This is a genomic window from Bacillus sp. FSL K6-1218, from assembly GCF_038006445.1.
GTDB classification, from domain to species: domain Bacteria; phylum Bacillota; class Bacilli; order Bacillales; family Bacillaceae_G; genus Bacillus_A; species Bacillus_A thuringiensis_S.
The window spans coordinates 2,378,563-2,403,321 of the sequence record NZ_JBBOVE010000001.1 but is presented as its reverse complement, the minus strand read 5'-3'; the positions used below and the strand labels follow the sequence as shown (position 1 = coordinate 2,403,321).

The window sequence follows — 24,759 nt, the reverse complement described above, 5'->3', positions numbered from 1 at the left end:
CTAGCTATCTTGTTACATTTTAAGTGTAAGATCATTTACTATTTATGCTTTCCTTTTTCTATTCACCTAACCAATAATTAATACATATTTTTCTATATTTATATTAACAAATAAAAAGTAGTAAGAAAAATAAAATATTCTAACTAAATAGAAAAATATAAATTCATTTAAGCAAATCAATTACATATAAAAAGGCATTCCAAACCTGTTGACGGTTGGAACACCTTTATATATATTATTTAAATTTTCACCCTCTGAACTAAACCCATTAAACAAATCAATTACAATTTATTTATTCCGCAAGCGCTAACTGCCAAGACACACCATACTTATCATTTAACCAACCAAATTTTTTACTAAATGGATAAGAACCTAAAGGCATTAGTACAGATCCATCCTGCGCTAACTTATGAAAGACCGCTTCAATTTCTTCTTCTGTCTCACAAGTTACATAAAGTGACATAGATGGTGTAAATGTAAAAGCATGCTTTACATAACTATCAATGCACATGAACTCTTGACCATTTAATGTAAAAGTTGCATGAATGACAGAACCCTCTTTACCTGGTCCATTTTCATCGTATCGAGAGATATTTACAATTTCTGATCGATCGAATAGCGACGTGTAAAAATTCATCGCCTCCTCAGCTTTACCTTCGAACATTAAAAACGTAGTGATTTTTTGATTTGTAGTACTCATATAGAGACAGCCGATACGATAAACTTAACTAAATCTATACAATTCAATCAAATTTATACAAGTTAGTGCTTCATCGTGTTCTCGCAACCCCGAAGGGACGAGGGGTATAACACTCCACACGAGGCAGTATCGTTACCTCCTATTATCAAGCATTTATTTTACCCATCTTGATAAATTTATCGCAGCATTTACATCCCTATCGTGATGGCTATTGCACTCAACACAACGCCACTCACGTATTTTTAAACTCCACTGTCCTTCTGGTTGAACTGAATGGTCGTATTTTACTCCGCAACATGAACAAATCTTGCTTGAGGCGAACCATTTATCAGCTTTTACATACTCAATGCCATACTTCTCGCACTTGTATGACAAACATTGGAAGAAGAAGTTTAATTTTTGAAATGAAAATGCTTTCGATAGTTTTTTGTTTTTTAACAGGTTTGAGATAGATAAGTCTTCCACAACAATTCTCATTGGTTTGTTTTTCACCAATTGAGCTGTTGCTTGATGGATATGGTTATTTCGGATATTCGTAATTTTCCTAGATAACCGCAGGTGCTCAGTTTTCGCTTTTTCATATCCGGCAGACTGAATTTTTACACCTTTTTTAAATCTCCTAGACATATCTTTTTGTGCTGATTTTTTCCTTTTCAAAAGATTTTTAACCTTAGCATCTTTGTTTATATTTCGTTCTTTCGTACCATTAGAAGCTACAAACAGCTCTTTTAAACCAACATCCACACCAATCGACTCATTGGTTAGTTCTTGTGATTCAAAGTCTTCTTGGAACCCTACACTAATCCACCAGTGACGACCGTCACAGGTAACTCTTGGATTGGATGGTTTTTTGTTTCTTGGTAGTTGTTGGCTTGTTTTCACTTTTCCAATAGACTGAATATGAACTACTTTCTTTCCTATAATCAGTCTTTCATAATTGGCATAAAATCCTTGGATTAAATCTTTTTTGGATTTATAAGAAGTGTGATAACCATTTTTGTACTTTTTGAACGAATGTTTTCTCGCCGTATCAAAATCTTTTGAAGCCTGTTTAGGAACTTGTGCGTTAATGGCATTTAACCACTCATATCTCTTTCGCTTCTTGATCTTTGTAAATCGTTTCTGTAAAGCTAACTGTGAAACAGATTTTCCAAATAGCTTATAGTATCTATCACTCATTCTTTTACAATAGTTATAAGCGAATCTTGCAGCACCAGCATGATTTCTAAGCACTTTTTCTTGTTCAGGCGTTGGAATCAGTCTGACTTTCTTCGCCAATATCATCAGAAGCCTACTCCTTTACTGTGCGATTATTCGGCACTCACCTTTCAGATACTGAAAGATTTGTTCTTCTGAATAGTAGCGTGTTCCACCAGCATTCTCCTAAGACTACTCGGATACAAACCTGTTAATTCCGATACTTGACTAACTCGTGAAAATTTCATTATTATTCTCACCTCATTGCATTTACCATAATGCATAGATTCAATGAGACTTGATAGATTTAATTAAATTTATCTCGTTCAACTAAGGGCGCAATTCCTTAGCCAGTTCTCTTATGAACTTCTCATGCTTTCACATGAGCGCAGACTATATGTTTATCTACTTAGAGATAGAGGATTTTTCCACCACCATAGGCTTGTGGTGTACTCTCGTCAGTTATACGAGATAGTCGTTGAACGTTCATCTTATCCATTTTGACTTAGATGATTCGAGGCGGAAGACCCATTGTTCTAGTGTTTAGGATTTAACCTTGCACCATCTGATTGATTTTTTCTGCTTTCGCAACATTCACGCTCACCATTTCTAGCCACGTTGTAGTTCAATCAGCTTTAGGGATTGCCCGCAGTTAACCCTCACTACTAGCCAATCACTTGACTAGCAGGGCTTACTGATATATTTAATTAACTTTCGTTATAATTGGTTAAATAAATCGTAACAGTTAGTTACCCCTTATTATGTATTTATGCAAAACATACATTGGTAAATAAAATCGAACGTACATTCCCATAAGTGTATTTTCTATAAAAACGATAAGTTTGTCAATTATCTACGTTCTTATTTCTTTTTAAATAATGCTGTCCAAAGAAATGATTCTCCAAACATAGTATTTGGTTGGTCAATTTGCTTCATCTTTCTAATCTCGATCACCTTAAACTCGTCAAATATCTCTCTTAATTTTTCTTCTGAATATACAAGGCCACCTTGTAAACTCCACCCTCTATATACGTCCCAATCCGTTATTTCTGATCCATTTCGCTCATCTAAATCACCTGCTGCAAAACATGTTAATGCAAAATAACCACCTGATTTCAATGAGTTTTTAATTAAATTCACATAATTTATTCTCCTATGCGGTGGAATATGATGTAAACAGCCCGAATCGTACACAAAATCAAAATCATTTTGACACTCTAGATTAAAAATCGAATTACAAATAAAATCAATTTCTATTCCTTTTGCTAACGCCCTCTCTTTTGCCCAATTAATGCCCTCTATAGATAAATCCACTGCGGTTACATCGAATCCTTCAGTCGCTAAATAAATTGCATTTCTTCCTGGGCCACATCCAAGCTCTAATACTTTCCCTTTAGAAATCCATTCTTTTTGTATATAGGAAACTAGATTTTCATCTGGAACATTTTCAAAAAACGGAACATCTTTTTCTCTATTCGTATAAAATTCATTCCAAAACGGTTCTGCTGGTCTTAATAATGAATCAAGCATTTTAATAATATCTTCTTGCGTGTGCAACACTTCATTTTTCATTTGTACCCCTCCAAAATTTAATAGTCAGAAAATTATTATATATCTTTTTGAACTTTCAGACAAAGAAAAAACCTCCTACATTTCTTTGTCTTAAACATGCGAGATATCATCAAGAAAAACTACAGAACATCAGAAGAATAGGAGTTGATACATATGTGGTAAAGATTTAAAAACTATACATATTCATCAAAAGAATTAAAGTTCATGCTTTGGTTATTTGGTATTACTTGTTTTGTACACTAGGTCGCTTTCTTTGGCGGACTATTTTCTTCTGAATTTCTATGGTTTAAAGGTCTTTGCGCTATTGCAGCACTATTAGTTTTTATGGATGTTAAGCGGAAAATCAATAAGTATAAGGTAGTATTGTGAAAGGGAGCCACTACAGGTTCTTTTTCTCTGTTCAAAATAAAAAAGTAGCTGTTAGGCTACTTAAAGTTTGTCTTATCACCAAATAAAATGATATATATATTTTCATCAACCCCAGCAACCCTAGCAAATTTCATCACGTCAGCACCCTGAAGGAAATACATTGTTAGCATAACTGGCACCCGTGACTACATAAACCGATAAAGCTCATTCACTCTTTGCTTAGTCGTAACAATTAAATCATTCGCAAGTCCATTAATCCACGCAGAGGTTCTAACTGAAGTAAACGGAAGATTTTTCCCATTAACTACTATTCTCGCCATAATATGTGTTATATCCACACCGATACCCTCATTCCAAGAATCAAATCTGTTTCCCATATTTACATAAGTATTCGATGCTATAAGAAATGTTTAAAATGCTTTTTTATTAAAATAAAAGCAGCGGATTCGCTACTTTTATTTTTTTAAATCTTCAAGATTTATATATATCTTTGGATGTTCGTTTTTAAACACATTTTCATGCCATACATCATCTACGTCCAGCCTTGACTGCTTATTGTTATATTCATTCACATCACCACTTCTATTGAACCATTCTGGATTCCTATGAACGTAACGGTAAATAAACTTTCTTGCTTCTTTTAATGAGTTAAATTCTCCAAATTTCTGCAACTCGACTTTTAATTGTTCTTCAGCCATTTGCCCCTCTGGGGAGAAATAATCTTTTTTAATAATTTCCTTTATGTCACTTATGAATCTAGTAGAGAAAATACTAAACTCAATAAGAAACACAAAAGCCACTATACAAATGCACCGTGGCTGAATATATAAATCCAATTGGTCTTTTTGTCTTTTTACGGATTCTTACCGCCACTGCCCGTTCTCCGGTAACGTTTTGATAAAGGGGCTACACTATCCCCACACTATTCTTTTTTCAAAGAACTGTATAGGTATAGAGTATAATTGATTCTGTCTTGAGAAATCCCCGAAAACATCCCCTTTTTTATCGAAAAAAATAAGGCCTGCATTTATGCAGGCCTTATTTAAATTAGGGAATTTACTTAGATAAAATTACTGAAGAGATTTCATATCACTTATTCTGTTGGAGAAGGAAATCTTGCAGCTTCAAAATGCGTACTATTTTCTACAGTAGAAATAACTCCAGCTACGCTACTTTGTGCAAAAACCTCAACTACATCCCCTGCATTCAATTGAATTATTGATGAAACAGCTACAACATTGGCAAAGTTTATTGGACCAAAAAAATCATTATCTATTGCAATTGCCGGATTTCCATTAACTCGAATTTCTACCCGCGCTCTATAGTTTGCGTTTAGATTATTGGGAATGAACGCAATTGTTCCAATAACAGAGTAAACACCTCTTGCCTTTGGTATAAAAATGGATGTTGCAGGGTTATATTCATTTGCTAAATCAAATTGTTCATTTTGGAATAAAACTTTAACAAATGTATTTGCTGGTACATTCTGATTAACTGTGCTCACAGCTCTAAAAGCAGATGCTCTTACAAGATTGTATCCGTTATCATCAGAACAACAATTCACTTTTACATTAAACCAAGGCTTTTCCTCATGTTTTTTATCACATTTGTCATAACTCTTACTGCTTTTATGACAATCATGATATTTCTTTTTGTAATCCTTACAATAATCATTGTAGTAATAAGACATACTAGATTCCTCCTTTAAATTTATTACTACATATACTATGTAAGGTAGATTAGAAAGGTTTGGACGAGCTGTTACTATTTTTAATAGAATTAAAAAAACACCATTTGGCAGGGTGTAAAAATAATAAAACATATACAGTAGAACAACCTCATCTTAACCTATCTATATCAACACCACAAAATATTAGAATTCCATTTCAGTTACTTCGAAGCTAAATTTATATAACCCCCAAAGCAGTAGCTTTTAATAAATCTTACGCCCATTTTAATAACAATTACATAATGCAGAGCATATACTAGTATAGAATGATAGGAATTTATACTCACTCTCAAACAAAGCACTTATATATAGTGCTCTGTTTGAGCTTCCTTTTTTCTACAAAATGAAATTTTTATACAAAATACACACAACTAAATTCACATAATTTCATATGATATATTGCATCATTTCTTTTTAGAGTGGATAGTCGTTACAGAAGGGCGCTTTCCGAAGCGTTCTTTTTTAATATCCCCTGCACTAAATAATTTTTGAATTATATCTTAATTTCGAGAACACTCACAAGTCATAGGTTTACAATAAGTCTTGGTCAGAAGAGCACTTATATATGGTGCTCTTTTTGGTATGGAATTTAAAATAGAGGCTTGCTCTTAAAACCTATTATGTAATTTTCATAGGTTTTTTCCTTACACCCGTGTGTCTGTTTACTCATAAGTTGTTAAAGTATAAATATAAATTGATAGTTAATTTATAAGGGAGGTGTAAAAATGAGTAAATTTAAAAAGCATTGTTGTCACATACCCTTTCCTTTACCTCAAATAGGGCCTACTGGAATAACTGGAGCGACAGGACCTTCTGGACCTACCGGAATAACTGGAGCAACTGGGCCTTCTGGTGGACCTCCAGGACCTACCGGACCTACCGGAATAACCGGAGCAACTGGACCTTCTGGTGGACCTCCAGGACCTCCAGGACCTACCGGAATAACTGGAGCAACTGGGCCTTCTGGTGGACCTCCAGGACCTACCGGACCTACCGGATTGCCAGGACCTACCGGACCTACCGGATTGCCAGGAACTGTTGGACCTCCGGGGCCTACCGGACCTACCGGAATAACCGGAGCAACTGGGCCTTCTGGTGGACCTCCAGGACCTACCGGACCTACCGGATTGCCAGGAACTGTTGGACCTCCGGGGCCTACCGGACCTACCGGAATAACCGGAGCAACTGGGCCTTCTGGTGGACCTCCAGGACCTACCGGACCTACCGGATTGCCAGGAACTGTTGGACCTCCGGGGCCTACCGGACCTACCGGAATAACCGGAGCAACTGGGCCTTCTGGTGGACCTCCAGGACCTACCGGACCTACCGGATTGCCAGGAACTGTTGGACCTCCGGGGCCTACTGGGCCAACCGGAATAACCGGAGCAACTGGGCCTTCTGGTGGACCTCCAGGACCTACCGGACCTACCGGATTGCCAGGAACTGTTGGACCTCCGGGGCCTACGGGACCTACCGGACTTACAGTATCTGGATTATCTCATTATGCTTATGTTTTCAATACAGCAGCTCAAGTTGTTGCCTTAGAAGCACCTATTCTTTTTAATTCACATGGTAGAATGACATCTGGTTTTACTCATACGCTGGGAACTTCTCAATTAATGGTTCTTAATGCAGGAGATTATAAAATTTCTTTTTCTGTATCAGGAGTTGAACCTAATCAATTCACACTTTTTTTAAATGGTGCTCCGGTTACCAGCGCAGTTTATGGATCAGGTGCAGGAACTCAACCAAACAACGGCCAAACAATCCTCGCTTTAGCTGCAGGTGATATTATTACCCTTAATAATCATACTTCCGCTGCTGCAGTTACTTTGCAGACTTTGGCGGGTGGAACACAAACAAATATAAATGCTTCGATTGTAATTGAAAAATTAAATTAATTTAATCATTTATTTCTTGAAACTCTGCCAGTAAATAACCTGGGATGGATTCTTTTTTCAACAAGCAGTTAGCTTTTGCTAGCTGCTCTTCTATTTTGTTCCTACTCCTATTTCCTAAAAAATCTTTACTTTATTCCTCCTTAAATAAAATCAATAATTCAGCATATAATATCTATGCATCTAGATTATTACCTTTGTATCGAGCAGTTAGACTGGGCTAACTGCTCTTTTATTTGTGACAAAATGAAATTTTTATTAAGTTTGCTATTAATAACATGTATTGATTTCTTTTCTAAATTAATTTAGAAAAGGGACGAGTATTATGAGTTTAAAAAATCAAAGTTTCAAACAAGCAGGAGAAGTTGTCCAATCATTTGTAACAATAAACAAAGAAATTATAAAGTTCACACATCAAAACGCCTCCAGTTTAGGATTAACAGTACAACAAATGGGTATCTTAAATACAATTTATGCACTCCCTAATGTTACTCTTAAAGAGATTTCAGAACGTTTTTCAGTTCCTAAAAGTACAGTGAGTGTGAATGTAGATGAATTAGTTAATCTACAGTTCATCAAGCGAAAACAATCAGATGAAGATCGTAGAGAAATAAAATTAAAGGTAACAAACCAAGGACAAAAAGCATCGAAAAAATCCATTGAAAACTCTACTTCCTACAAGGCAATGGAATTAGCACTACAACAACTTCAAGAAGATGATGTTCAAACATTATTGCGTATTCATAAAGATTTATTAATCTCTCTACAGCAATTTCGTTAATTGATGTAAACCATTTTAAACACAAATTCTAATTCTTATTTTTCAAAGAACTGAGCAGTTAGATTTCACTAGCTGTTCTTTTATTTAAAATAGCGTTTTTTATTAAGAAATTAGTCATTCCAACTAAAACGGATGTAATGTTCGTAATAAGATCCACCTAAAATGTTTTTCTTTTCTACTACCTTAAATTCAACTTTCACACCATCCATTAATTCTTGTAACTTTTCCGTAAATGGTTTTGAGTGCAGAATATGCTTGTCTGGATTTTCTTTATGAATTTGATATCTATAACCTGAATATCCATTTGCAGCACTTTCGATTATTACGCATTCCATTTCCTCTGCAAATTCCAATACCTTTTCATCAATGACTTTTTCTTGGAGTTCTTTCAAATTCCCCACTAAGGACATTTCCATTCTCCTTTTTCTCAAATAACGATTTTGTTTTAAATCCTCACATTCCTAAAAAACATACATACAGTATCATGAGGTATTCTTTTTTATTTTTCTTAAGGAGCGCTTTAAAAAGCGCTCTTTAGTTTTTAAATAAAGATTTTGTTTTACTTTTGCTAACTACCCTTCCCTTGTATAAATGCACCTTTTTCACATACCATATTAAAATCCAAATAATTCTCTTTTAGGATGGTACTAATATGAACAAGGCAGTAAAATACATTTTAATCTTCTTTTGTACGGTGTTTTATATTGTAATTATTGGCAGTATTGTCTATCAAAACTTTGTTCAAGAGCATTTTATTCCTCCAAGTAAGAAATCTAAGATTGAACATAAACATTCATAATTAGCTATAAGGAGCGCTCCACAAGACATTCTTTAGCTTTAAAATAAGATTTTGTTTAGTTTCCATTAACCATTTTGATTCATTTGCATACAGTATTATCACAAGGAATTTCACAGGTTGCTCTGGTCCAGTTACCTTGAATTTCTTGCAGACCTTGTGGGAAGAATCCGTTTGTAACGAACGAATTCTTTTATTTATTTTTCATACAAAATCTTTTCGTTTTTCTAAAACCTAATTTACCGATTACGAATAAGAGATTCCTTTTAAATGTTCAGAAGAAATCTCTCATTCTTTTGTACATAAAAAGACTCCGATACATATCTCATTTTTTAAAGTTACTTAATTTTTCATTGCAATTTAAAGCTTGTAATTTCACCTGTAGCTTGGCGTATTTTTAATCCGGAGTAATAATCTGCTTCTGCTTTACTATCGAATACATGGCCGTCTAGTTCTACCTTCTTATTGTTATATTTACTCATAATTTTTCTCTTTTGTTTTACTAATTAGCTGATTAATTTCATAGATACCATGTATCAAACATTCCATGTTTCTTCACCCCTTGAATATTTTTTAAATAAAAATACATACTATTCTCAAGCCGCCGTATCCACGGCTAATACTTCTTTCTTTTGTTACAGCAGAAGCAGGTAGGTTCTTAACTTATCTGCTTTTCCTGTATATTTTTTAAAATATCGAAAATAATACCAACAAGCTGTTTGAACTAGCAGCTTCACTCTTCTCCTAATAGGAATGCAATTTATCACAATTAGCTAACTCATTCGACTCACTGGCAGACAACCAAAATTATTGTCTGCTTTTTGCATGGAATTTTTCATTTTACATATACTAGTTTTGAGCCTGTTACCAATGCAAGCCATTTTGGTGTTTTGAATTCCAACTAAGCTTTTTGTTGCATAGATTATTACATCTTTGACAACACTAATTTAAAGCGCGTTTTCTTGTTATTCGTAGTTCTAATCCAGAATAATTTTTCTCCTATTAAAGGACAGCAGATACGACTGCAAGTCCTTTTTTCTTATACCGCATATTCCCCCTTCTGGTAGCTTCGAACCACATTACCCTCATCATCGTAATAAGCAATTTCCAAAAAATGATGACAGTTGTGCTTTTCAATTCCTCCATCGAACAAAACGAACAAATGAGTTTTCCAGTTCCTTACAATCACCCCCGCATGCCAGCTACCTCCATTTCGCATACCCGTGTAAGCGAAATGGAGGTAGCGAAAATTTTACACTTTCTTGAAAGCCTGCTCTGCGCTGTACATGCGCTTGATGTCAAAAACATCTTCATTCTCGCACTTTACAAACTTCATAAATTTCACCATCGACATTGTTACAAATTTTGTTCTGAACTGCTGCCAATAAAGATAACTTGCTTTACTTTCCATTTCAGCAACAATAATTTTATCTTTCTGCCAATATTCGAAAATGGTTGTTAATTTAAATTTGTAAATAAGAAAGCTCGATCTTCGCACGCCCTTATTTTTTTCATCTACCAATATGAGTTAAATCATTTATAAACTTCTCTTCCTCCATTTCGATAATTGCGGAATGTGTAATGAAAATACTCGCTCGCTTCAATACCTTTTCTTTCAACCAAAGTGGTCTACCGAAATAGTAGACATAATAAGTTCCGTTCTCTTTTTGCTGCACTATAACATTCCCGTACAGTTTGAATGTGTTACGAATTTCTTTCACCAAATCGTCCAATTCTTTGTTTGCAAAAGATATTTTCGTATCATCATCAGAGGAGCTAGTACGAACTGCTTTCTCTCGATTTTTTTCGATTAAATATTGTTCATACGTAAGTTGCACTTGTTCTTGAATTGCGACATGGTTGTAATACCCTTGCTCTACTGGTTTTGGACTATAAAATTTCTTTTATATATTTTAAAATTCATTTTAAATACGGTGAGTGAAATTTTTTTCGGCATCACCCTTGTTGTATACAAACAAAAAAAGAGCCGCAATATTTCGCGACTCTTTTACAATTATAACCATTTAGCGGCCACGTCTTTGCTGACCTTGCTTTGTACTACCTTTTTTATTACTTGGCTTATTAAATGATCGGTTATTTTCATTTCTAGAACTATTTCTTGAATCACTTCTTGAGCCATTTCTGGAATCACGTCTTGATTCACTTTTTGAACCTTCACGGCTATCTCTTTGACGATATTGACCTGATTTCTTTGGAGCCGGCTTTGGTACCGGTTTTCCATTTTCATCTACACGTTTTATCTTCGGTTGTTCGATTATTTCTCTTTGTATTGGTGCACCAAGCGTTTTTTCAATTTCTTCTAAATGTTTTTCATCTTTCGCTGCAACGAATGTAATTGCAAGACCTGATCCACCTGCACGTCCTGTTCGGCCAATGCGGTGAATATAACTTTCTACATCTTCAGGGATATCAAAGTTAAATACGTGCGTTACACCATCTACATCAAGTCCACGAGCTGCTACATCCGTTGCGATTAAGTACTGAATTTTAGCTTCTCGGAAACTCTTCATAACTCTTTCACGTTTCGCTTGAGGTATATCACCATGAAGTTCAGCACAATTATAACCTAGTCCTTTTAAATTATCATAAAGCTTACTTGCTCTAACCTTTGTACGACAGAAAATAACTGCTAAAAATGGTTGATCACGATCCATAACAAAACGAAGTGCATCTGGCTTTGCACGATCTGTCGTCTCAATGACACGCTGCTCAATTGTATCTACCGTTACTTCTTCACTTTGTACTTGAATCATTTGCGGCTCATCCATATAACGCTTCGCCAATTTTTTAATATCTTTTGGCATCGTTGCTGAGAATAACATCGTTTGTTTACTACCAGGTGTCTCATCTAAAATATCTTCAATATCATATAAGAAACCGAAATAAAGCATTTGATCCGCTTCATCTAGTACAATCGTTGAAAGATTACTTAAATCAATTGTTTCACGTCGTATATGATCTAACAATCGTCCTGGTGTCGCTACAACAATATGTGTATTACCTTTTAATTTTCTCAATTGTTGTGCGACATCTTGTCCGCCATATATCGCTAGTACATTAATATCTTCTCTTTGAACAAGCATTTTTTTAATTTCAGTTGTAATTTGCAGTGCTAGTTCCCTTGTTGGCGCAACGATTAAAGCCTGAACATCACTAGACTCTGGATTGATTTTTTCTAAAATCGGTAACACGAATGCTAACGTTTTACCCGTTCCTGTTTTCGCCTGCCCAATAATATCTTTACCTGACAGAATAACTGGAATTGCCTTCTCTTGAATTGGTGTTGCTTCTGTAATTCCATTTTCACGTAATGTATGATTAAAAGTTTCACTAATTCCTAATTCTAAAAAGTTTTTCAAATAGACCACTTCTTTTCCTTATTTTTCACATTAGCTTTCATTGTACCATTTGTTTCGCTAAATATGAAAAATAAAAAAATTCTTATCTTCTTTTTTTATATTCATCGTGTACTAGATGGACAAATTCTTTTTGCTTTTTCTCGGATTTTATTAATGTTTCCATATTTGCAGAAGTCAAAATATACTTTTTAATTTTTCTATTACTCCAAATTAAACTTGTATACTTTGTATCTTCGTGTAGCTTTCGAAACCACTCAAATTCGCTTAATTTGGCAATATGATGTTTTAATTTCATGTCATTTCGAGGATAAAACAAAATTATATCCATTATTACATCAAGCAATAAACTCATCTTCTCCCCTCCTATACATATATATTTCAATGTTACGGAAATATAGTTATAGGGTGATAAAATTGACCACTACATTCATAAAATTTTTTTGCATATTTATCTTATTATATTTTCAATCCACTACAATTATTATGGCGAAATCTCAAACAGATGTAATAAGTGAATTCAAACATGCCTTACTCAAAAATGATAAATAATTAATGCAGTCATATGTAACAGAAGGGGTTGAACTACCTACTTTCCAAAAGGAAAAACCTATTCATGAAATTAAAATAGTACCATCTCCAAAAGAAGATACTACAATTCTTATTTCTTATTTCAAAGGCACTAATGATGAATTTACTATCGGTTTCATTTTAGAAATAGTAACAAAAAATAATAAAATATCTCAAATGAATCAAATTTATTATGGGAATCCACTTATAAAAGAAGCTACTATCGTAAAAGAATATGAAATGAAATGTAAGGAACATATACTTACTCCTACAAAATTCACGAATTTCAAGGGTACATCTATAACGATTACTTAAACCTCCAATACTACAATGAAGACATTAATGGGATTTTTAAAATCACTGTTTCACCAGTTCAAAACAAATTAGGCTTCTATGTACATAGTGGAGCTAAGTTCTACAGCTTAAAAAATAATATAAAAGCACTATATAATCCTCATTTTGATTCAGCATATGAGCTCCTCTTTCAGGAAAATGGTTTTCAATATACAATTGCAATTGGTAACAAACGCTATATACAAGGAAAATATAACGTAAAGGATTTAATTCAAATTGCAGAATCTATGAATTAAAAAAACAATCTTTTCTATATCGAAAAGATTGGTTTTTTTATTATTTTATACAGTAAGCTTTCCTCCATGATAGCAATAATACTGCGCTGCTTTAAGACTTTTAATCCTATTTAAAGACTGTTCCGCCCTTTCTATATCTAAACAAAAATTCGGATTAGCTATAACTAACTCTCGATTCTCTTGAACCGCTGCATCTCCTGTAATTACACAGTCTAAATTGGGAAAATATAATGAAATATGCCCCGAGGTATGTCCTGGCGTTGCCACTACTTGACATTCATTATTCAAAATCATTTGACCATCATGTACTTTTTCATCGACGAAAATATGTTTTATATTTTTTAACTGTTGTATAAACCATTTACCAAATTCTTTTTCTTCATTTGGCATACGTTCTAACATTTCTTCAGCTTGAACTAACCTCTCTGATTTTATATCACCATTAATATTGTTAGATTCAATTTCACTAGCAATAACATTAATATTTGGATATTTCACTTTAAAATCATATAAAGCCCCTATATGATCGTCATCATAATGGGTAATAATTATATTCTTTAAGTTTTTCATCTCATATCCATGTTTTAATATTGCATTTTCAATTAAAGGTAAAAAACTTGGATATCCTGTATCCACTAACGTTAATTCATTATGTAATATAATTAAACTTGGATAAATACATTGTTTTTGCCCGTTAAATTCGAATTCAATTGGTAGTTCTATTATTTTCATTTTTCTTCCCCCATACCGCTTATAAAATGCATAATAATAACTAAATCATCCACATACATTTTACAATATATATACTATGTAACGGAACACTGTGAATCGTTGCATAATCCACATTATATTATTTTGAACAGGTAATCCCCTATCTTTATGGAAATATATAATAAGAAAAACAATAACATTGATTAATCTCTCACTTCTTTGTCCATCCTTTTAAAAAATCTATGTTTTTGTAAAAGGAGTGTTTATATGGAGAAACAGACACTTTGGAAAAAGTTCAAAAAAAGCTCTGTAAACCTCGGTAAATCCAGCGTATATGAAAGTATTATCTTATTCTACACAATGAAAAAGAAAGAATTACCTACTAAAGCGAAATTCATAATATTAGCCGCTTTATCTTATTACGTATTAACAATCGATTTCATTCCAGATATAGCTGCTATTATTGGGATTGGCTTATTAGATGATGTTTTAGCAATCGCTGTAGCGCATAAATATGTTATGCGCCATGCAGATGCTGAAATTCGAGAGAAGAGCAAGGTAAAAATGGAGTCATTATTTACTTCAGCACAAGCATAATTAAACTAACTAGTCATTTACATACCTTTTTACTTTCAAAAAAAGCTAACTGTAATTAATGATAGTTCAACCTCACTGAATATTACTCTTCACTATGAGAGCATTGCAGAATAAATCCCTAAACAAAAGCATTTCTCTTAGCTCTCAAACCGTAAACAAATAGGGTGTCAGCACGTGTTCCTAAGTTCTGACACCCTTTTATTTGTTCTTATATCTATCTGTTATACAGTTGCATGTGTCCCCTTATACAAAACTGCTATTGCCGCGACTATAAGGATCATACCCATAAAAGCAGGTGCAACATGACCAAGCGATACATAGATTTGCCCTCCAATAATAGGACCAATCATTCTTGCTAAAGCTTGAATAGATTGACTTCCCCCTTGAATCCTTCCTTGTTCACTAGAACCGCCAGACTTTGAAAGCATCCCGTTGAATGAAGGCCCGAAAATTGAATCCCCAAAACCAAACATTAGCATTCCAACGATAAGTAGTGGAGAGAGTGAAAATACAGCTGATGCTGCAATAAAACTGTATCCTATAATCTCCGAAACCATCCCAAGAATTGCTATTTGTTTATCATTAAGCTGGATCAAAAGCTTTGGCATTATAAAACTTTGTGAAACAATGTCTTGAAAGCCCAAAATTGAAAACATAAGTCCGATTAGTGCAGGTTTCCAACTGAAAGTATCCATTGTAAATTGCGTGAAAATTGCTTGTAAAGATCCGTTAGGTATCCAAAGTAAAAACGCTGAGACAAGTAACCATTTTAAATTTTTCATGGAAAGTATGTTTGCTAGCTGTGCAAAAGGATTCATTCTTACAAAAGTAATCTCTTTCAATCTATTATTTTTGTCAAGGCTCTCAGGCATATACTTAATCCCATATACAACATTTATTAACGTTATGATTGCTCCAAAATACATAGGTACAGTATCACCAAACTTGGCAAGTAATCCCCCAATGGTTGGGCCAATGATAGTTCCCGCACCTACAACTGCACTCACCCATCCAAAGTATTTCGTTCTCTGCTCTTTTGGAATGATGTCTGCAAAATATGCGAAGATAGTACTTATGCTCCCGCCTGTTATTCCTTCTATTATGCGTCCAGCAAATAGTACCCATAAAGCTCCTCCTATGCCAAAAACTAAGTACCCAATTGCAGAACCAAATAAGCATATTAAAAGTAATGGACGACGGCCATACTTATCGCTTAAAGCCCCGAGTACTGGAGCAGCTAAAAACACGCAGGCCGCATATACGGAAGTTAGTAGTGTAACAACTAATGCTTGTTCTTCCGGATTACTTGTATATGGCTGTACTAAGAATGGGACTACAGGCATGATAATACTGAAACCTATACCACAAAGAAATACAGAAATAAGTCCGAATAGTAAAGCATGTTTATCTATGCTTTTTTCAGTTTCCCTTTCATTTTGTGATCTAAATATAGACATTTAACTTCGCCCCTTTTAAAAATTTGTTGCTTTGTCAACAAAATAATAACTCTGTTTTGTTGATTAGTCAACAAAAATAAAATGATAAAAAAGCAGCCTATTCTCATTAGATTAGGGCTGCCATTTCATTATTAAAATGTATTAGGATTTAATATGTATACCTTGTTTCTTTATTTCTGCATCCAAATGTCTACTATACTTTTCCACGAAACTAATTATACTGTCGAATTCTTCTTCAGTTACTTGCTCAAATACAGCTTTATCCCGCTCTTGAAACTCTTTGTGCAGATCTTCATGGATTTTATAAATTTCTTTCCCTTCTTCGGTAAGCCTAAAATAAATTTCTTTCTTATTTTCCGACTTTTGGTAGCTTTCAATAAGGCCTTTTTGTATGAGCTTCTTAGTCATTCTACTTATAGCACCGCGAGTCACATAAAAAGCCTCTGCAAGTTGTGTCACATTAGAATCCACATTATTTTCAATATATTCAATGCAGTGGACTTCAGAAGACTTAAAACCTTTAAGACCTTCTTCCATCTTATCTTTATTAAGCCAAACCAGCTTATTATATAATTCCCTGAAACCGTTCATGACCTGTTCTTCTTTATTCATGACCTGCCCTCCTCACCGCTCATTAGTACATTAAAACTATTATATTAAATTTCTGCTTACGTTTCGACAATATTGAAATAATTATTGTAACATTCAAGATATGTGTAAAAATTGGCGCTTAAATAAAACAATTCATTAAACAGCAAATTTATTGCTACTTACAGTAAACAGTAGACAAAAAGTAAGAGCTAAGATTATTTCTCTTAGCTCTTCTTTCATAAAACTATTTCACTTCATTAGCGACAAAAAAGTGCTCACATACACTTGATATGCGCTGTAAGTCTACGTTCCCACCAGATATAACCGCTACTACTTTTTTTCCTTTTATATAGCTATCAACTTTTCCTGCAAGAAGTGCAGCAGTTGCTAATGCACCTGCACCTTCTACAACAGCTTTCCCACGTTGTAATAAATCTTTCATCGCTACTTCCAGTTCTTTTTCTGATACAGTTACAATATCATCTACTAATTCTTTTACAATTTCAAATGTTAATTCCCCTGGTATTTTAACAGCGCAACCATCTGCAATAGTAGGCGCCTCATAATGTTCTACGATTGCTCCTTTATCGTAAGATGCCTTCATTCCATGGACATTATCTGCCTGGACACCAATTATATTAATCGATGGATTAAAAGATTTTAATGCTACAGAAATACCAGAAATAATTCCGCCTCCACCTATTGGTACAATGACAGTATCTACATCCCACATATCATCAAGAATATCTAATCCAATTGTACCTTGACCAGCCATTACCTCTACATCATCATATGGATGTAAGTATGTCTCACCTGTTTTCCTTATAATTTCTTCACATTTTGCCTTTGCATCATCAAAGGTTTCACCATGTAAAATCACTTCAGATCCATATCCTCTAGTTGCTTCAACTTTAGCCTGCGGTGCAGAAATTGGCATAACAATTTTACTCTTAATACCGAGTAAATGAGCAGATAATGCAACTCCTTGTGCATGATTACCTGCTGAACATGCAATTACACCTCTTTCTTTTTCTTGATCCGTGAGCCGCGACATTTTATTAAATGCGCCACGAAACTTAAAAGAACCCGTTAATTGCATATTTTCTAATTTCAAATGAATTTCTCCGCCCGTTTTACTAGTCAAGTAAAAAGATTTTACTAATGGCGTTTTACGAGCATTTCTATCTAGAATCTTGTGAGCTTTTTTAATATCGTCTATATGTAATGGTAGTTTTCTAGTTATCATACTTACACCTCTTCCAATGTTCTATTCCTAAGTTTTCGTAAGTCGTAGCTCCTTTATACGAAAAGAAAAAGTCTTTATATTTGTACCCCACTCTGAAATAAACACATTTGCAAACAATTCAACATCCTCTTCATATCACGTTCTTTATAATCATTTAAACATGCAATTTGGATCCAGTTATTCTTTTGTAAATAAGATGACTCATAATGAACGATGTATCCTTGTAATGCTAATGCATCGCCTACTACTTTAGAAGAATGATCTTCGCTCAATACAATAGTAAGTATAATTGGCCCGGCATGTTCTTTAGGTGAAACAAGCTTTAAACCCATATCAGTAATAACTTCTTCAACATAATCGTATGTCTCTTTAATTTTTACAAATGCCTTTTCATCTTCAAATCTCTTCAACGCTTCTTGCAATGCATAAATTAAATTCCATGATTGTGAGTATGGAATGCTTTCATTTTCTTCATACATGCCAATGTCCATATAGGCCGGCACAGCCTCGTTTATTTTTACAATGTGGTTATGAAAAACGAAAGAAATTCCTGTATATGATTTAATCGCTTTACCGCTAACACCACTCGCAAAATACACATCCTTCAAGTCTATTGGTATTGCTCCAATTGAGCTTATGCAATCTACACATAGTTTCATTTGATTCTCGTTACAAAGAGTATTTAGCTCGTTTAAATCGTTTAACATTCCAGTAGATGTTTCATGATGAACAAACCAAAGCCATTCATAATTTCCAGTTGTCATTATTTCTTCTAATTCTGTATAAATAAACGGCTCTCTCATTTCCTTTTTATACGTATCAAAATGTAACTGTGCTCGTTTTGCATGCCCAACTAATCTATTTCCAAATTCTCCATTTGTTAATACTAGTCCTTTCCCTTTTAAAGAACGTAACTGTAAAGCAATCGCATCATTGGCTAACGTCCCTGTTCCTAACATAAGTTGTACATGTTTTGCTTTTGTCATGTGAAGTAACCGTTTTTTCACATTGTCTATTGTCACTTGAAATGACTTAGAGCGATGCGAAATAGGCTTAGTACAAAATGCCTTTCGAACGTTCTCTTCAATGTCTACTGGACCAGGTAAAAATGTGTATTCTTTCGTCATAATACTTCCAACACTCGATTCTTCAAACATAGCAGGGGTAACATACATTGGCTGGAAGGCTGCTACTTCTGTACCAACTAACGTATGGAAACCTTTGAATCCCATTTGCTCATATAAAGCTAGTTCACGTGTTGTTGCAGAAATGAGTGCTAATTCATATCCATTTAGAAGCAAATAACGATGTAGAAAACGGATTAATCCTAACAACGCTCTTCCATTCCTATATTCACGTTCTACTGAAAGTAAACGAATTTCATACACTTTTTCTCCATGCTCTTGCAAATAAACATCTAAATTTGAAATTTTATAATCTAACGAGAATGGTCGTTTTCCCCGCACCGCGACCATACCTACTAATCTATCCTCATCTAAACAAATTAAATATGTATTTTCTTCATGAAACCTATCTATACGAAACTGGTCTTTCGTTTCTTCATGTTGTGGAATCTCTTCCACAAAAGTTTTATAATTTAATTTATGTATACTTTCAAATTCCCAATCTTGATCAGCAACTTTATAAATTAACCCCATGCCTTACCTCCTTTATCTATTTAATAAAAAATGATAAGTGGAGATTATCCCCACTTATTAAACATTCATTTTATTCTCGATTTACATATAGAATAAGTACAATAATCATTCCACTTAAAATAGTCGTAACAATAGAATAAGAATAAAGAATCATACAAATTGGTAAACAAGCAATCGTAATTAGTCCTGGCTTCGTAAATCCTTTAAATATTAAATAAAATACAATAAAAATGCCTATGAGGGTAAGCGCTATCAAATAATCAAATGCGATTAATCCTCCAATAAATGTTGAAATACCTTTACCGCCCTTACCTTTAAATAAAACTGGGTAAATATGTCCAATAATAACGGCCAATAATGTTAACATTACGAATGTAGGATCTTCAAAAAGATATTTTGCAACAGTAACAACGATTGCCCCTTTAATCGCATCACCTAAAAATGTAGCGATGAAATACCCTTTTCCATATACGCGCCCCATATTTCTTGCACCAGGATTTCCGCTTCCTTCACCCCTAATATCAACGTTATGTCTCAATTTTGTTACTATATAAGCGGTCAAGATGTTTCCAATTAAATAAGAAGCCACCAAATATAAAAACTGCATACTATTAATCATGTAATCATTCACTTTCTACATGGGATTACATATACAATATTCAATTACTACGTATATTGTACGTTTTAACATACATCCCTTTATACATTTTAACATCATATTTTTACAAATCATACAAAAATTCTCATACGCTATTTTTAAAAATATATATCCCTCATTAAATAATATGTTCCTTTCACTGCCATTTCTGCTTGTGATACAAATATAATTTCTTTCATACTTTCTTCACAGCATTTCTTAAATACCGCAAATATTTCAGGAACTAAACGCAATATACTGCCACTTACTGCAATTGGCGTTGAGTGCTTAAAGTTTAACTTGTTATAAACATTTATTGTAATCCTTGCTAATTCCTTTCCAGCTTGCATTATAATTTCATGTGCATCATCATTTCCATTTCTCGCTTCCTGAATAACTAATGGCGCGATTGCTGCAATTTTATCTTTAGAAGAAGTATATACTAAGCTTTTTATATGAGACGGTGTCAAAAGTTGAAACTGCCTTTGAATATTCAAACTCAATGGACAAAGACTGATTCCTTGATCAAATTGAATTGCCATTTTCTTTAAAGATTGTAATGCAATCCAATATCCACTTCCTTCATCACCTAAAATATGTCCCCATCCACCACTATACTCGTACACTTTCCCTTTCTTTCCAAGACAAATCGCACCTGTACCACCAATTGTTAAAATTCCGTCCTTCCCTTTTAAAGTAGCTGCATGTGCGATCATTGCGTCATTGAATACTTCAATTGGTGTTCCATACTTCTTTTTTAGACGTAATGTTAATTCATTTGTATTTGCTCCACTTACACCCGCTAATCCTAAACAAATACAAACGCAATCCCCCTTTAATAACCCTTTCTGGCATTGATCAATCGCTTCCATAATATGCACAAGAGCTTCTTCAAAATCTATTAATATATTTCCAAATCCACTTGTAGCTCTTGCAAATTCGTTACCGTCTTTATCAAATGCAATTGCTTCTGTCTTCGTTCCCCCGCCATCTACTCCAATCATATACTTCATATATTCGCCTCATTCTCTTCAAATTGGAGGGAATGTTATATTCCCTAAAACTACAGATTGCTTTGCACCTGTTGCGCTCGGCACATTACTCGGATTACGATGATACGTTTCGTTTGCTAAAATCGCAAAGGCGATCGCTTCTTTCGCCGCTGAGGAATAGCCTAAATCTTCTTGAGTAAATATTTTGCATTTTTCTTCCTTTAATCCAAATCGTATCATTTCAACAAGTGTACGATTATAACTTCCGCCCCCGCCTAAAATTACTTCATCGATTTCATAATACGGAAAAATAAATTCCTGATAATGATGAACAATTGAACTTGCTGTAAACATCGTGACAGTTGCCAATATATTTTCTCTACTATGCTTTTCAAATCGATTCAATAATTCAGTCACAAACGCTTCTCCAAACTGTTCTCTACCTGTTGATTTTGGTGGTTTCACGTTCAAAAATGGATGGTTCATACAATAAGTCAAAATTTCATCTACAACTACTCCCTGTTTTGCAATCTTACCATTTTGATCATATGACAACTGAAATAACCTTTGACATACTTCATCAATTATCATATTCCCTGGTCCAGTATCAAAAGCAATAACACTCTCATTACTTCGTTTACTTGGAACCACTGTAACATTACCAATCCCGCCAATATTTTGTAGTAGTCTATTTTTAGTTTGATGCCGATATAAAATAATCTCTGAATATGGTACAAGTGGTGCACCTTGTCCCCCTGCCGCCATGTCCATCGTTCGGAAATTCGAGATAACTGTCGTGTTCGTTTCATATGCTATTACTGCTGGTTCCCCAATTTGCAATGTTGAAAAAATAATATTCCCTTCTTGCTTTGGCTGATGATAAATCGTTTGTCCGTGAGAGCCTATTAAATCTAATTGTCTCAAAGGAAAATTGGCCTCTTTACAAACTTCCTTTACAGCATTGGCGAAGCATAAACCAAGTTTAAAATTTAAACTACATATAAGTTGGACATTCGAAGTTTCAATTGATAACGCTTGTTGGATCTCATTTTTCATATCATTACAAAATGGAACAGTAGTAAAATGGATGAGTTCGATTTTAGAATCTACACCACTTCCTTCTATATGAACGAGCGCTACATCTATTCCATCTAATGAAGTACCAGACATTACCCCTGCAATATACATAACGTGCATGACCTCCTATTTACTAAAAAACAATCATGTAAGTAACCGACGTACAACCAATCGAAAACAATATAAATCTAAAAAACAACTGAGCTTTCGATGCAAACGACCCATCAATGAAAGAAACAACTACCGTAAGCAAAATGCTTGCCGCAATGCTTGTAACGAGCCAGATACTATGCATTTGTGATAGATTTAGCATACCTAATAAAGGGACAAAAAGTAAATTTGCACAAATCACTCCAAATAATAATAAAAATACACCTTTATAACTAAATTTTATATTCATTCTATTTCCCCCTTTCTTGTTTTAATGTGAAAGAAGTGATAGACAAAAAGTCTATCACTCAAAATAACAGCATGCAGATTAAGGATTAACAGATTCCCCGTCACCATTCTTTTCAATTTCAAGCATATTTTTGTCGTACATTTTAAAGAATGGTAGATAAATAAGGAATGATATTGCTATATTTATAAAAACTAATACAATCGCACGCCAATCTCCACCTGTTGCTAAATAAGCACCAATTGGAGCAGGTAATGTCCATGGCGGCATAATATGCGTTGGTGTTACAAACCCCATCGCTGTTGCAGCATAAGCTATAGTAGCTGTTACTAACGGTGTAATGACGAAAGGAATAATTAAAATTGGATTTAATACAATCGGCAAACCGAATATAACCGGTTCATTTATATTAAAAATCCCCGGAACAATACACGTTCTCGATAATGCTTTCGAATATTTTGATCGACCAAATACGATCATAGCTAACACAAGCCCTAATGTTGCGCCCGAACCACCAATCCAAATAAACCATTGATAAAACGGTTCTGGTGCAATAAACGGAAAATGACTCGCTCCACTTGCTACAGCTTCACCGTTCTTTCCTAAATACACATCCCAAAGCGGCCTTGCCACAGTACCTACAACTGATACTCCGTGTATCCCGAAAGACCAGAAAAACGTAATTAAAAATACAGGTATAATAACGCCAAAGTAACTATCACCAGCTTTTACTAACGGTGCGGCTAGTTTATCTACAACGTAATGTAAATCAACTTTAAAAACGACTGTAATAAGACTCATAATAATAATAACGAATGCTGCAGGTATAAGTGCTTCAAATGAACGTGATACTGACGGTGGTACTTGTTCTGGCATTTTTATCGTTACGTTATTCTTCTTACAAAATCTTAAAATCTCAACTGATAAAATAGAGACAATCATCGTCACAAATAATCCATGACCTCCGAGGTTTGTCATTGGAAGCATGAATCCTTTTTTATCAATTAACTCAGGCGTTAATGTTAAAAGTAGTGAACATACCGCAAGCTGTGCTCCTGATAAAGCATCTAATTTATAACTTTTCGCTAAATTATATCCTATTCCAAATGCTATATATAAGGACATAATAAACATAGTTAAACGATATGGTATTAATATACTTGTTTGATTCTTTAATGCCCAAACCGATATGAAACTATCTTTCGGCAGTGGTGGAAATGCTACTATTAAAAAGAAGCTTCCTACTATAATAAATGGTAACGCCGAAATAACTCCATCACGGATTGCTTGTAGATGCCTCTGCTCAGAAAGCCTTGCCATCGGGCCAGATAAGTTTTTATCAAGAAACGTGACAAACTTATTCATAACGCTTCCCCCTAACTGATTAATTCATTTACAGTTTTTAATAAAGTCGGGCCTCCAAGCGGTGTGTATGCTTGCGGTGGAATGATGCCACACGGAATAGATTCCTCCTCTGCAAATTTTTTTACAGAGTCAAATCGGTGTCTTATTTGAGGTGCCACCATTACGACATCCCAGCCATTCTTTACTTCTTCCTCTACCTCATTCGTTCCAATTGCATGCACTTCCATGTTCAAACCATTTTTCTCCGCTTCTTTTTTTAAAGCGTTTACAACAATTGCACTGGACATTCCTCCAGAACAGACAAACAAAACTTTCATTTATTAATCCTCCTATACTTATAATTTATTACCCTTCAAATGAAAGGAAGTTTCACTTTACTAACAAGCATATGAAGTAGTAAATGAATTTAGTTATAATGAAAGTAAATTTCATTAAAAATATTTTTCCTATTA

At 34.3% G+C, this 24,759-nt stretch carries 26 protein-coding genes and 3 pseudogenes; 5 read left to right on the top strand and 24 right to left on the bottom strand.

Going from position 1 to position 24,759, the window contains the following annotated elements:
• Nucleotides 1–292 precede the first annotated feature (292 nt).
• The 6 genes and pseudogenes from MHI26_RS12310 to MHI26_RS12285 form a co-directional block, all read right to left on the bottom strand.
• Entirely contained in the window at nucleotides 293–700 is a 408-nt protein-coding gene (locus MHI26_RS12310) for a VOC family protein (protein ID WP_061667597.1), read from the bottom strand.
• A gap of 153 nt (nucleotides 701–853) precedes the next feature.
• Entirely contained in the window at nucleotides 854–1,984 is a 1,131-nt protein-coding gene (locus MHI26_RS12305) for an RNA-guided endonuclease InsQ/TnpB family protein (RefSeq protein WP_098013520.1), read from the bottom strand.
• A 774-nt stretch (nucleotides 1,985–2,758) separates the two neighbouring features.
• Nucleotides 2,759–3,469, bottom strand: a complete 711-nt coding sequence (locus MHI26_RS12300) for a class I SAM-dependent methyltransferase (protein ID WP_061665805.1) — start codon at nucleotides 3,467–3,469, stop codon at nucleotides 2,759–2,761.
• 444 nt (nucleotides 3,470–3,913) lie between these two features.
• Nucleotides 3,914–4,215 (bottom strand): annotated as a pseudogene (locus MHI26_RS12295) (hypothetical protein).
• 78 nt (nucleotides 4,216–4,293) lie between these two features.
• Nucleotides 4,294–4,638: a hypothetical protein gene (locus tag MHI26_RS12290; RefSeq protein WP_176318767.1), complete on the bottom strand. Its 345-nt coding sequence runs from the start codon at nucleotides 4,636–4,638 to the stop codon at nucleotides 4,294–4,296.
• A gap of 293 nt (nucleotides 4,639–4,931) precedes the next feature.
• A complete protein-coding gene (locus tag MHI26_RS12285) occupies nucleotides 4,932–5,528 on the bottom strand; it encodes an ABC transporter permease (RefSeq protein WP_061665806.1) in 597 nt (198 codons plus the stop codon).
• 764 nt (nucleotides 5,529–6,292) lie between these two features.
• On the opposite strand from MHI26_RS12285, the gene MHI26_RS12280 reads away from it, so the two are divergent.
• Both MHI26_RS12280 and MHI26_RS12275 read left to right on the top strand, forming a co-directional pair.
• Complete coding sequence (locus MHI26_RS12280) at nucleotides 6,293–7,468, top strand: BclA C-terminal domain-containing protein (RefSeq protein ID WP_340808734.1); 1,176 nt, start codon at nucleotides 6,293–6,295, stop codon at nucleotides 7,466–7,468.
• 322 nt (nucleotides 7,469–7,790) lie between these two features.
• A complete protein-coding gene (locus tag MHI26_RS12275) occupies nucleotides 7,791–8,246 on the top strand; it encodes a MarR family winged helix-turn-helix transcriptional regulator (protein WP_061665828.1) in 456 nt (151 codons plus the stop codon).
• A gap of 110 nt (nucleotides 8,247–8,356) precedes the next feature.
• Here the strand turns inward: MHI26_RS12275 and MHI26_RS12270 are convergent, their stop codons facing one another.
• Nucleotides 8,357–8,656 (bottom strand): hypothetical protein, encoded by a 300-nt coding sequence (locus MHI26_RS12270; RefSeq protein ID WP_061665829.1) that lies wholly within the window; start codon nucleotides 8,654–8,656, stop codon nucleotides 8,357–8,359.
• A gap of 242 nt (nucleotides 8,657–8,898) precedes the next feature.
• Between MHI26_RS12270 and MHI26_RS12265 the strand changes: the two genes are divergently transcribed.
• A complete protein-coding gene (locus MHI26_RS12265; protein WP_153578076.1) occupies nucleotides 8,899–9,045 on the top strand; it encodes a hypothetical protein in 147 nt (48 codons plus the stop codon).
• Between the two features lie 350 nt (nucleotides 9,046–9,395).
• Here the strand turns inward: MHI26_RS12265 and MHI26_RS12260 are convergent.
• The 6 genes and pseudogenes from MHI26_RS12260 to MHI26_RS12235 form a co-directional block, all read right to left on the bottom strand.
• A pseudogene (locus MHI26_RS12260) lies at nucleotides 9,396–9,524 on the bottom strand (DUF1064 domain-containing protein); the annotation flags it as partial.
• A 520-nt stretch (nucleotides 9,525–10,044) separates the two neighbouring features.
• Complete coding sequence (locus tag MHI26_RS12255; RefSeq protein ID WP_176523258.1) at nucleotides 10,045–10,188, bottom strand: hypothetical protein; 144 nt, start codon at nucleotides 10,186–10,188, stop codon at nucleotides 10,045–10,047.
• A gap of 106 nt (nucleotides 10,189–10,294) precedes the next feature.
• Nucleotides 10,295–10,564: a hypothetical protein gene (locus tag MHI26_RS12250; protein ID WP_086406716.1), complete on the bottom strand. Its 270-nt coding sequence runs from the start codon at nucleotides 10,562–10,564 to the stop codon at nucleotides 10,295–10,297.
• On the bottom strand, nucleotides 10,554–10,880 hold the full coding sequence (locus MHI26_RS12245; RefSeq protein ID WP_176520918.1) for a hypothetical protein: 327 nt from the start codon (nucleotides 10,878–10,880) through the stop codon (nucleotides 10,554–10,556). Before MHI26_RS12245 ends, MHI26_RS12250 begins: the two co-directional genes overlap by 11 nt.
• 186 nt (nucleotides 10,881–11,066) lie before the next feature.
• On the bottom strand, nucleotides 11,067–12,431 hold the full coding sequence (locus MHI26_RS12240) for a DEAD/DEAH box helicase (protein ID WP_003307035.1): 1,365 nt from the start codon (nucleotides 12,429–12,431) through the stop codon (nucleotides 11,067–11,069).
• Between the two features lie 73 nt (nucleotides 12,432–12,504).
• A complete protein-coding gene (locus MHI26_RS12235; protein WP_000054893.1) occupies nucleotides 12,505–12,774 on the bottom strand; it encodes a hypothetical protein in 270 nt (89 codons plus the stop codon).
• A gap of 29 nt (nucleotides 12,775–12,803) precedes the next feature.
• On the opposite strand from MHI26_RS12235, the pseudogene MHI26_RS12230 reads away from it, so the two are divergent.
• A pseudogene (locus MHI26_RS12230) lies at nucleotides 12,804–13,579 on the top strand (hypothetical protein).
• Nucleotides 13,580–13,624: 45 nt separating this feature from the next.
• Here the strand turns inward: MHI26_RS12230 and MHI26_RS12225 are convergent.
• Nucleotides 13,625–14,311 (bottom strand): MBL fold metallo-hydrolase, encoded by a 687-nt coding sequence (locus MHI26_RS12225; RefSeq protein WP_000691156.1) that lies wholly within the window; start codon nucleotides 14,309–14,311, stop codon nucleotides 13,625–13,627.
• A gap of 246 nt (nucleotides 14,312–14,557) precedes the next feature.
• Here MHI26_RS12225 and MHI26_RS12220 point away from each other — a divergent pair, with 246 nt between their 5' ends.
• Entirely contained in the window at nucleotides 14,558–14,887 is a 330-nt protein-coding gene (locus MHI26_RS12220; protein ID WP_000415089.1) for a YkvA family protein, read from the top strand.
• Nucleotides 14,888–15,108: 221 nt separating this feature from the next.
• On the opposite strand, the gene MHI26_RS12215 is transcribed toward MHI26_RS12220, so the two are convergent.
• From MHI26_RS12215 to MHI26_RS12170, 10 genes are all read right to left on the bottom strand, one after another.
• Complete coding sequence (locus tag MHI26_RS12215) at nucleotides 15,109–16,344, bottom strand: MFS transporter (RefSeq protein ID WP_061665830.1); 1,236 nt, start codon at nucleotides 16,342–16,344, stop codon at nucleotides 15,109–15,111.
• A gap of 141 nt (nucleotides 16,345–16,485) precedes the next feature.
• A complete protein-coding gene (locus tag MHI26_RS12210) occupies nucleotides 16,486–16,956 on the bottom strand; it encodes a MarR family transcriptional regulator (protein WP_001030909.1) in 471 nt (156 codons plus the stop codon).
• Between the two features lie 223 nt (nucleotides 16,957–17,179).
• On the bottom strand, nucleotides 17,180–18,181 hold the full coding sequence (gene tdcB, locus MHI26_RS12205) for a bifunctional threonine ammonia-lyase/L-serine ammonia-lyase TdcB (protein ID WP_000632962.1): 1,002 nt from the start codon (nucleotides 18,179–18,181) through the stop codon (nucleotides 17,180–17,182).
• A gap of 74 nt (nucleotides 18,182–18,255) precedes the next feature.
• Entirely contained in the window at nucleotides 18,256–19,839 is a 1,584-nt protein-coding gene (locus tag MHI26_RS12200; RefSeq protein ID WP_000523041.1) for an aminotransferase class V-fold PLP-dependent enzyme, read from the bottom strand.
• 70 nt (nucleotides 19,840–19,909) lie between these two features.
• A complete protein-coding gene (gene plsY, locus MHI26_RS12195; protein ID WP_000610879.1) occupies nucleotides 19,910–20,458 on the bottom strand; it encodes a glycerol-3-phosphate 1-O-acyltransferase PlsY in 549 nt (182 codons plus the stop codon).
• A 137-nt stretch (nucleotides 20,459–20,595) separates the two neighbouring features.
• Nucleotides 20,596–21,489 carry a BadF/BadG/BcrA/BcrD ATPase family protein gene (locus MHI26_RS12190; protein WP_061665831.1) on the bottom strand — a complete coding sequence of 298 codons (894 nt, stop codon included), beginning with the start codon at nucleotides 21,487–21,489 and terminating at the stop codon, nucleotides 20,596–20,598.
• An 18-nt stretch (nucleotides 21,490–21,507) separates the two neighbouring features.
• Nucleotides 21,508–22,656: an anhydro-N-acetylmuramic acid kinase AnmK gene (gene anmK, locus MHI26_RS12185; RefSeq protein WP_000274961.1), complete on the bottom strand. Its 1,149-nt coding sequence runs from the start codon at nucleotides 22,654–22,656 to the stop codon at nucleotides 21,508–21,510.
• 22 nt (nucleotides 22,657–22,678) lie between these two features.
• Nucleotides 22,679–22,945, bottom strand: coding sequence for a hypothetical protein (locus MHI26_RS12180; RefSeq protein ID WP_001021961.1), 267 nt, complete (start codon nucleotides 22,943–22,945; stop codon nucleotides 22,679–22,681).
• A 78-nt stretch (nucleotides 22,946–23,023) separates the two neighbouring features.
• Entirely contained in the window at nucleotides 23,024–24,307 is a 1,284-nt protein-coding gene (locus MHI26_RS12175) for a PTS sugar transporter subunit IIC (protein ID WP_001032289.1), read from the bottom strand.
• Nucleotides 24,308–24,318: 11 nt separating this feature from the next.
• Nucleotides 24,319–24,624 (bottom strand): PTS sugar transporter subunit IIB, encoded by a 306-nt coding sequence (locus MHI26_RS12170; protein WP_000865903.1) that lies wholly within the window; start codon nucleotides 24,622–24,624, stop codon nucleotides 24,319–24,321.
• Nucleotides 24,625–24,759 lie beyond the last annotated feature (135 nt).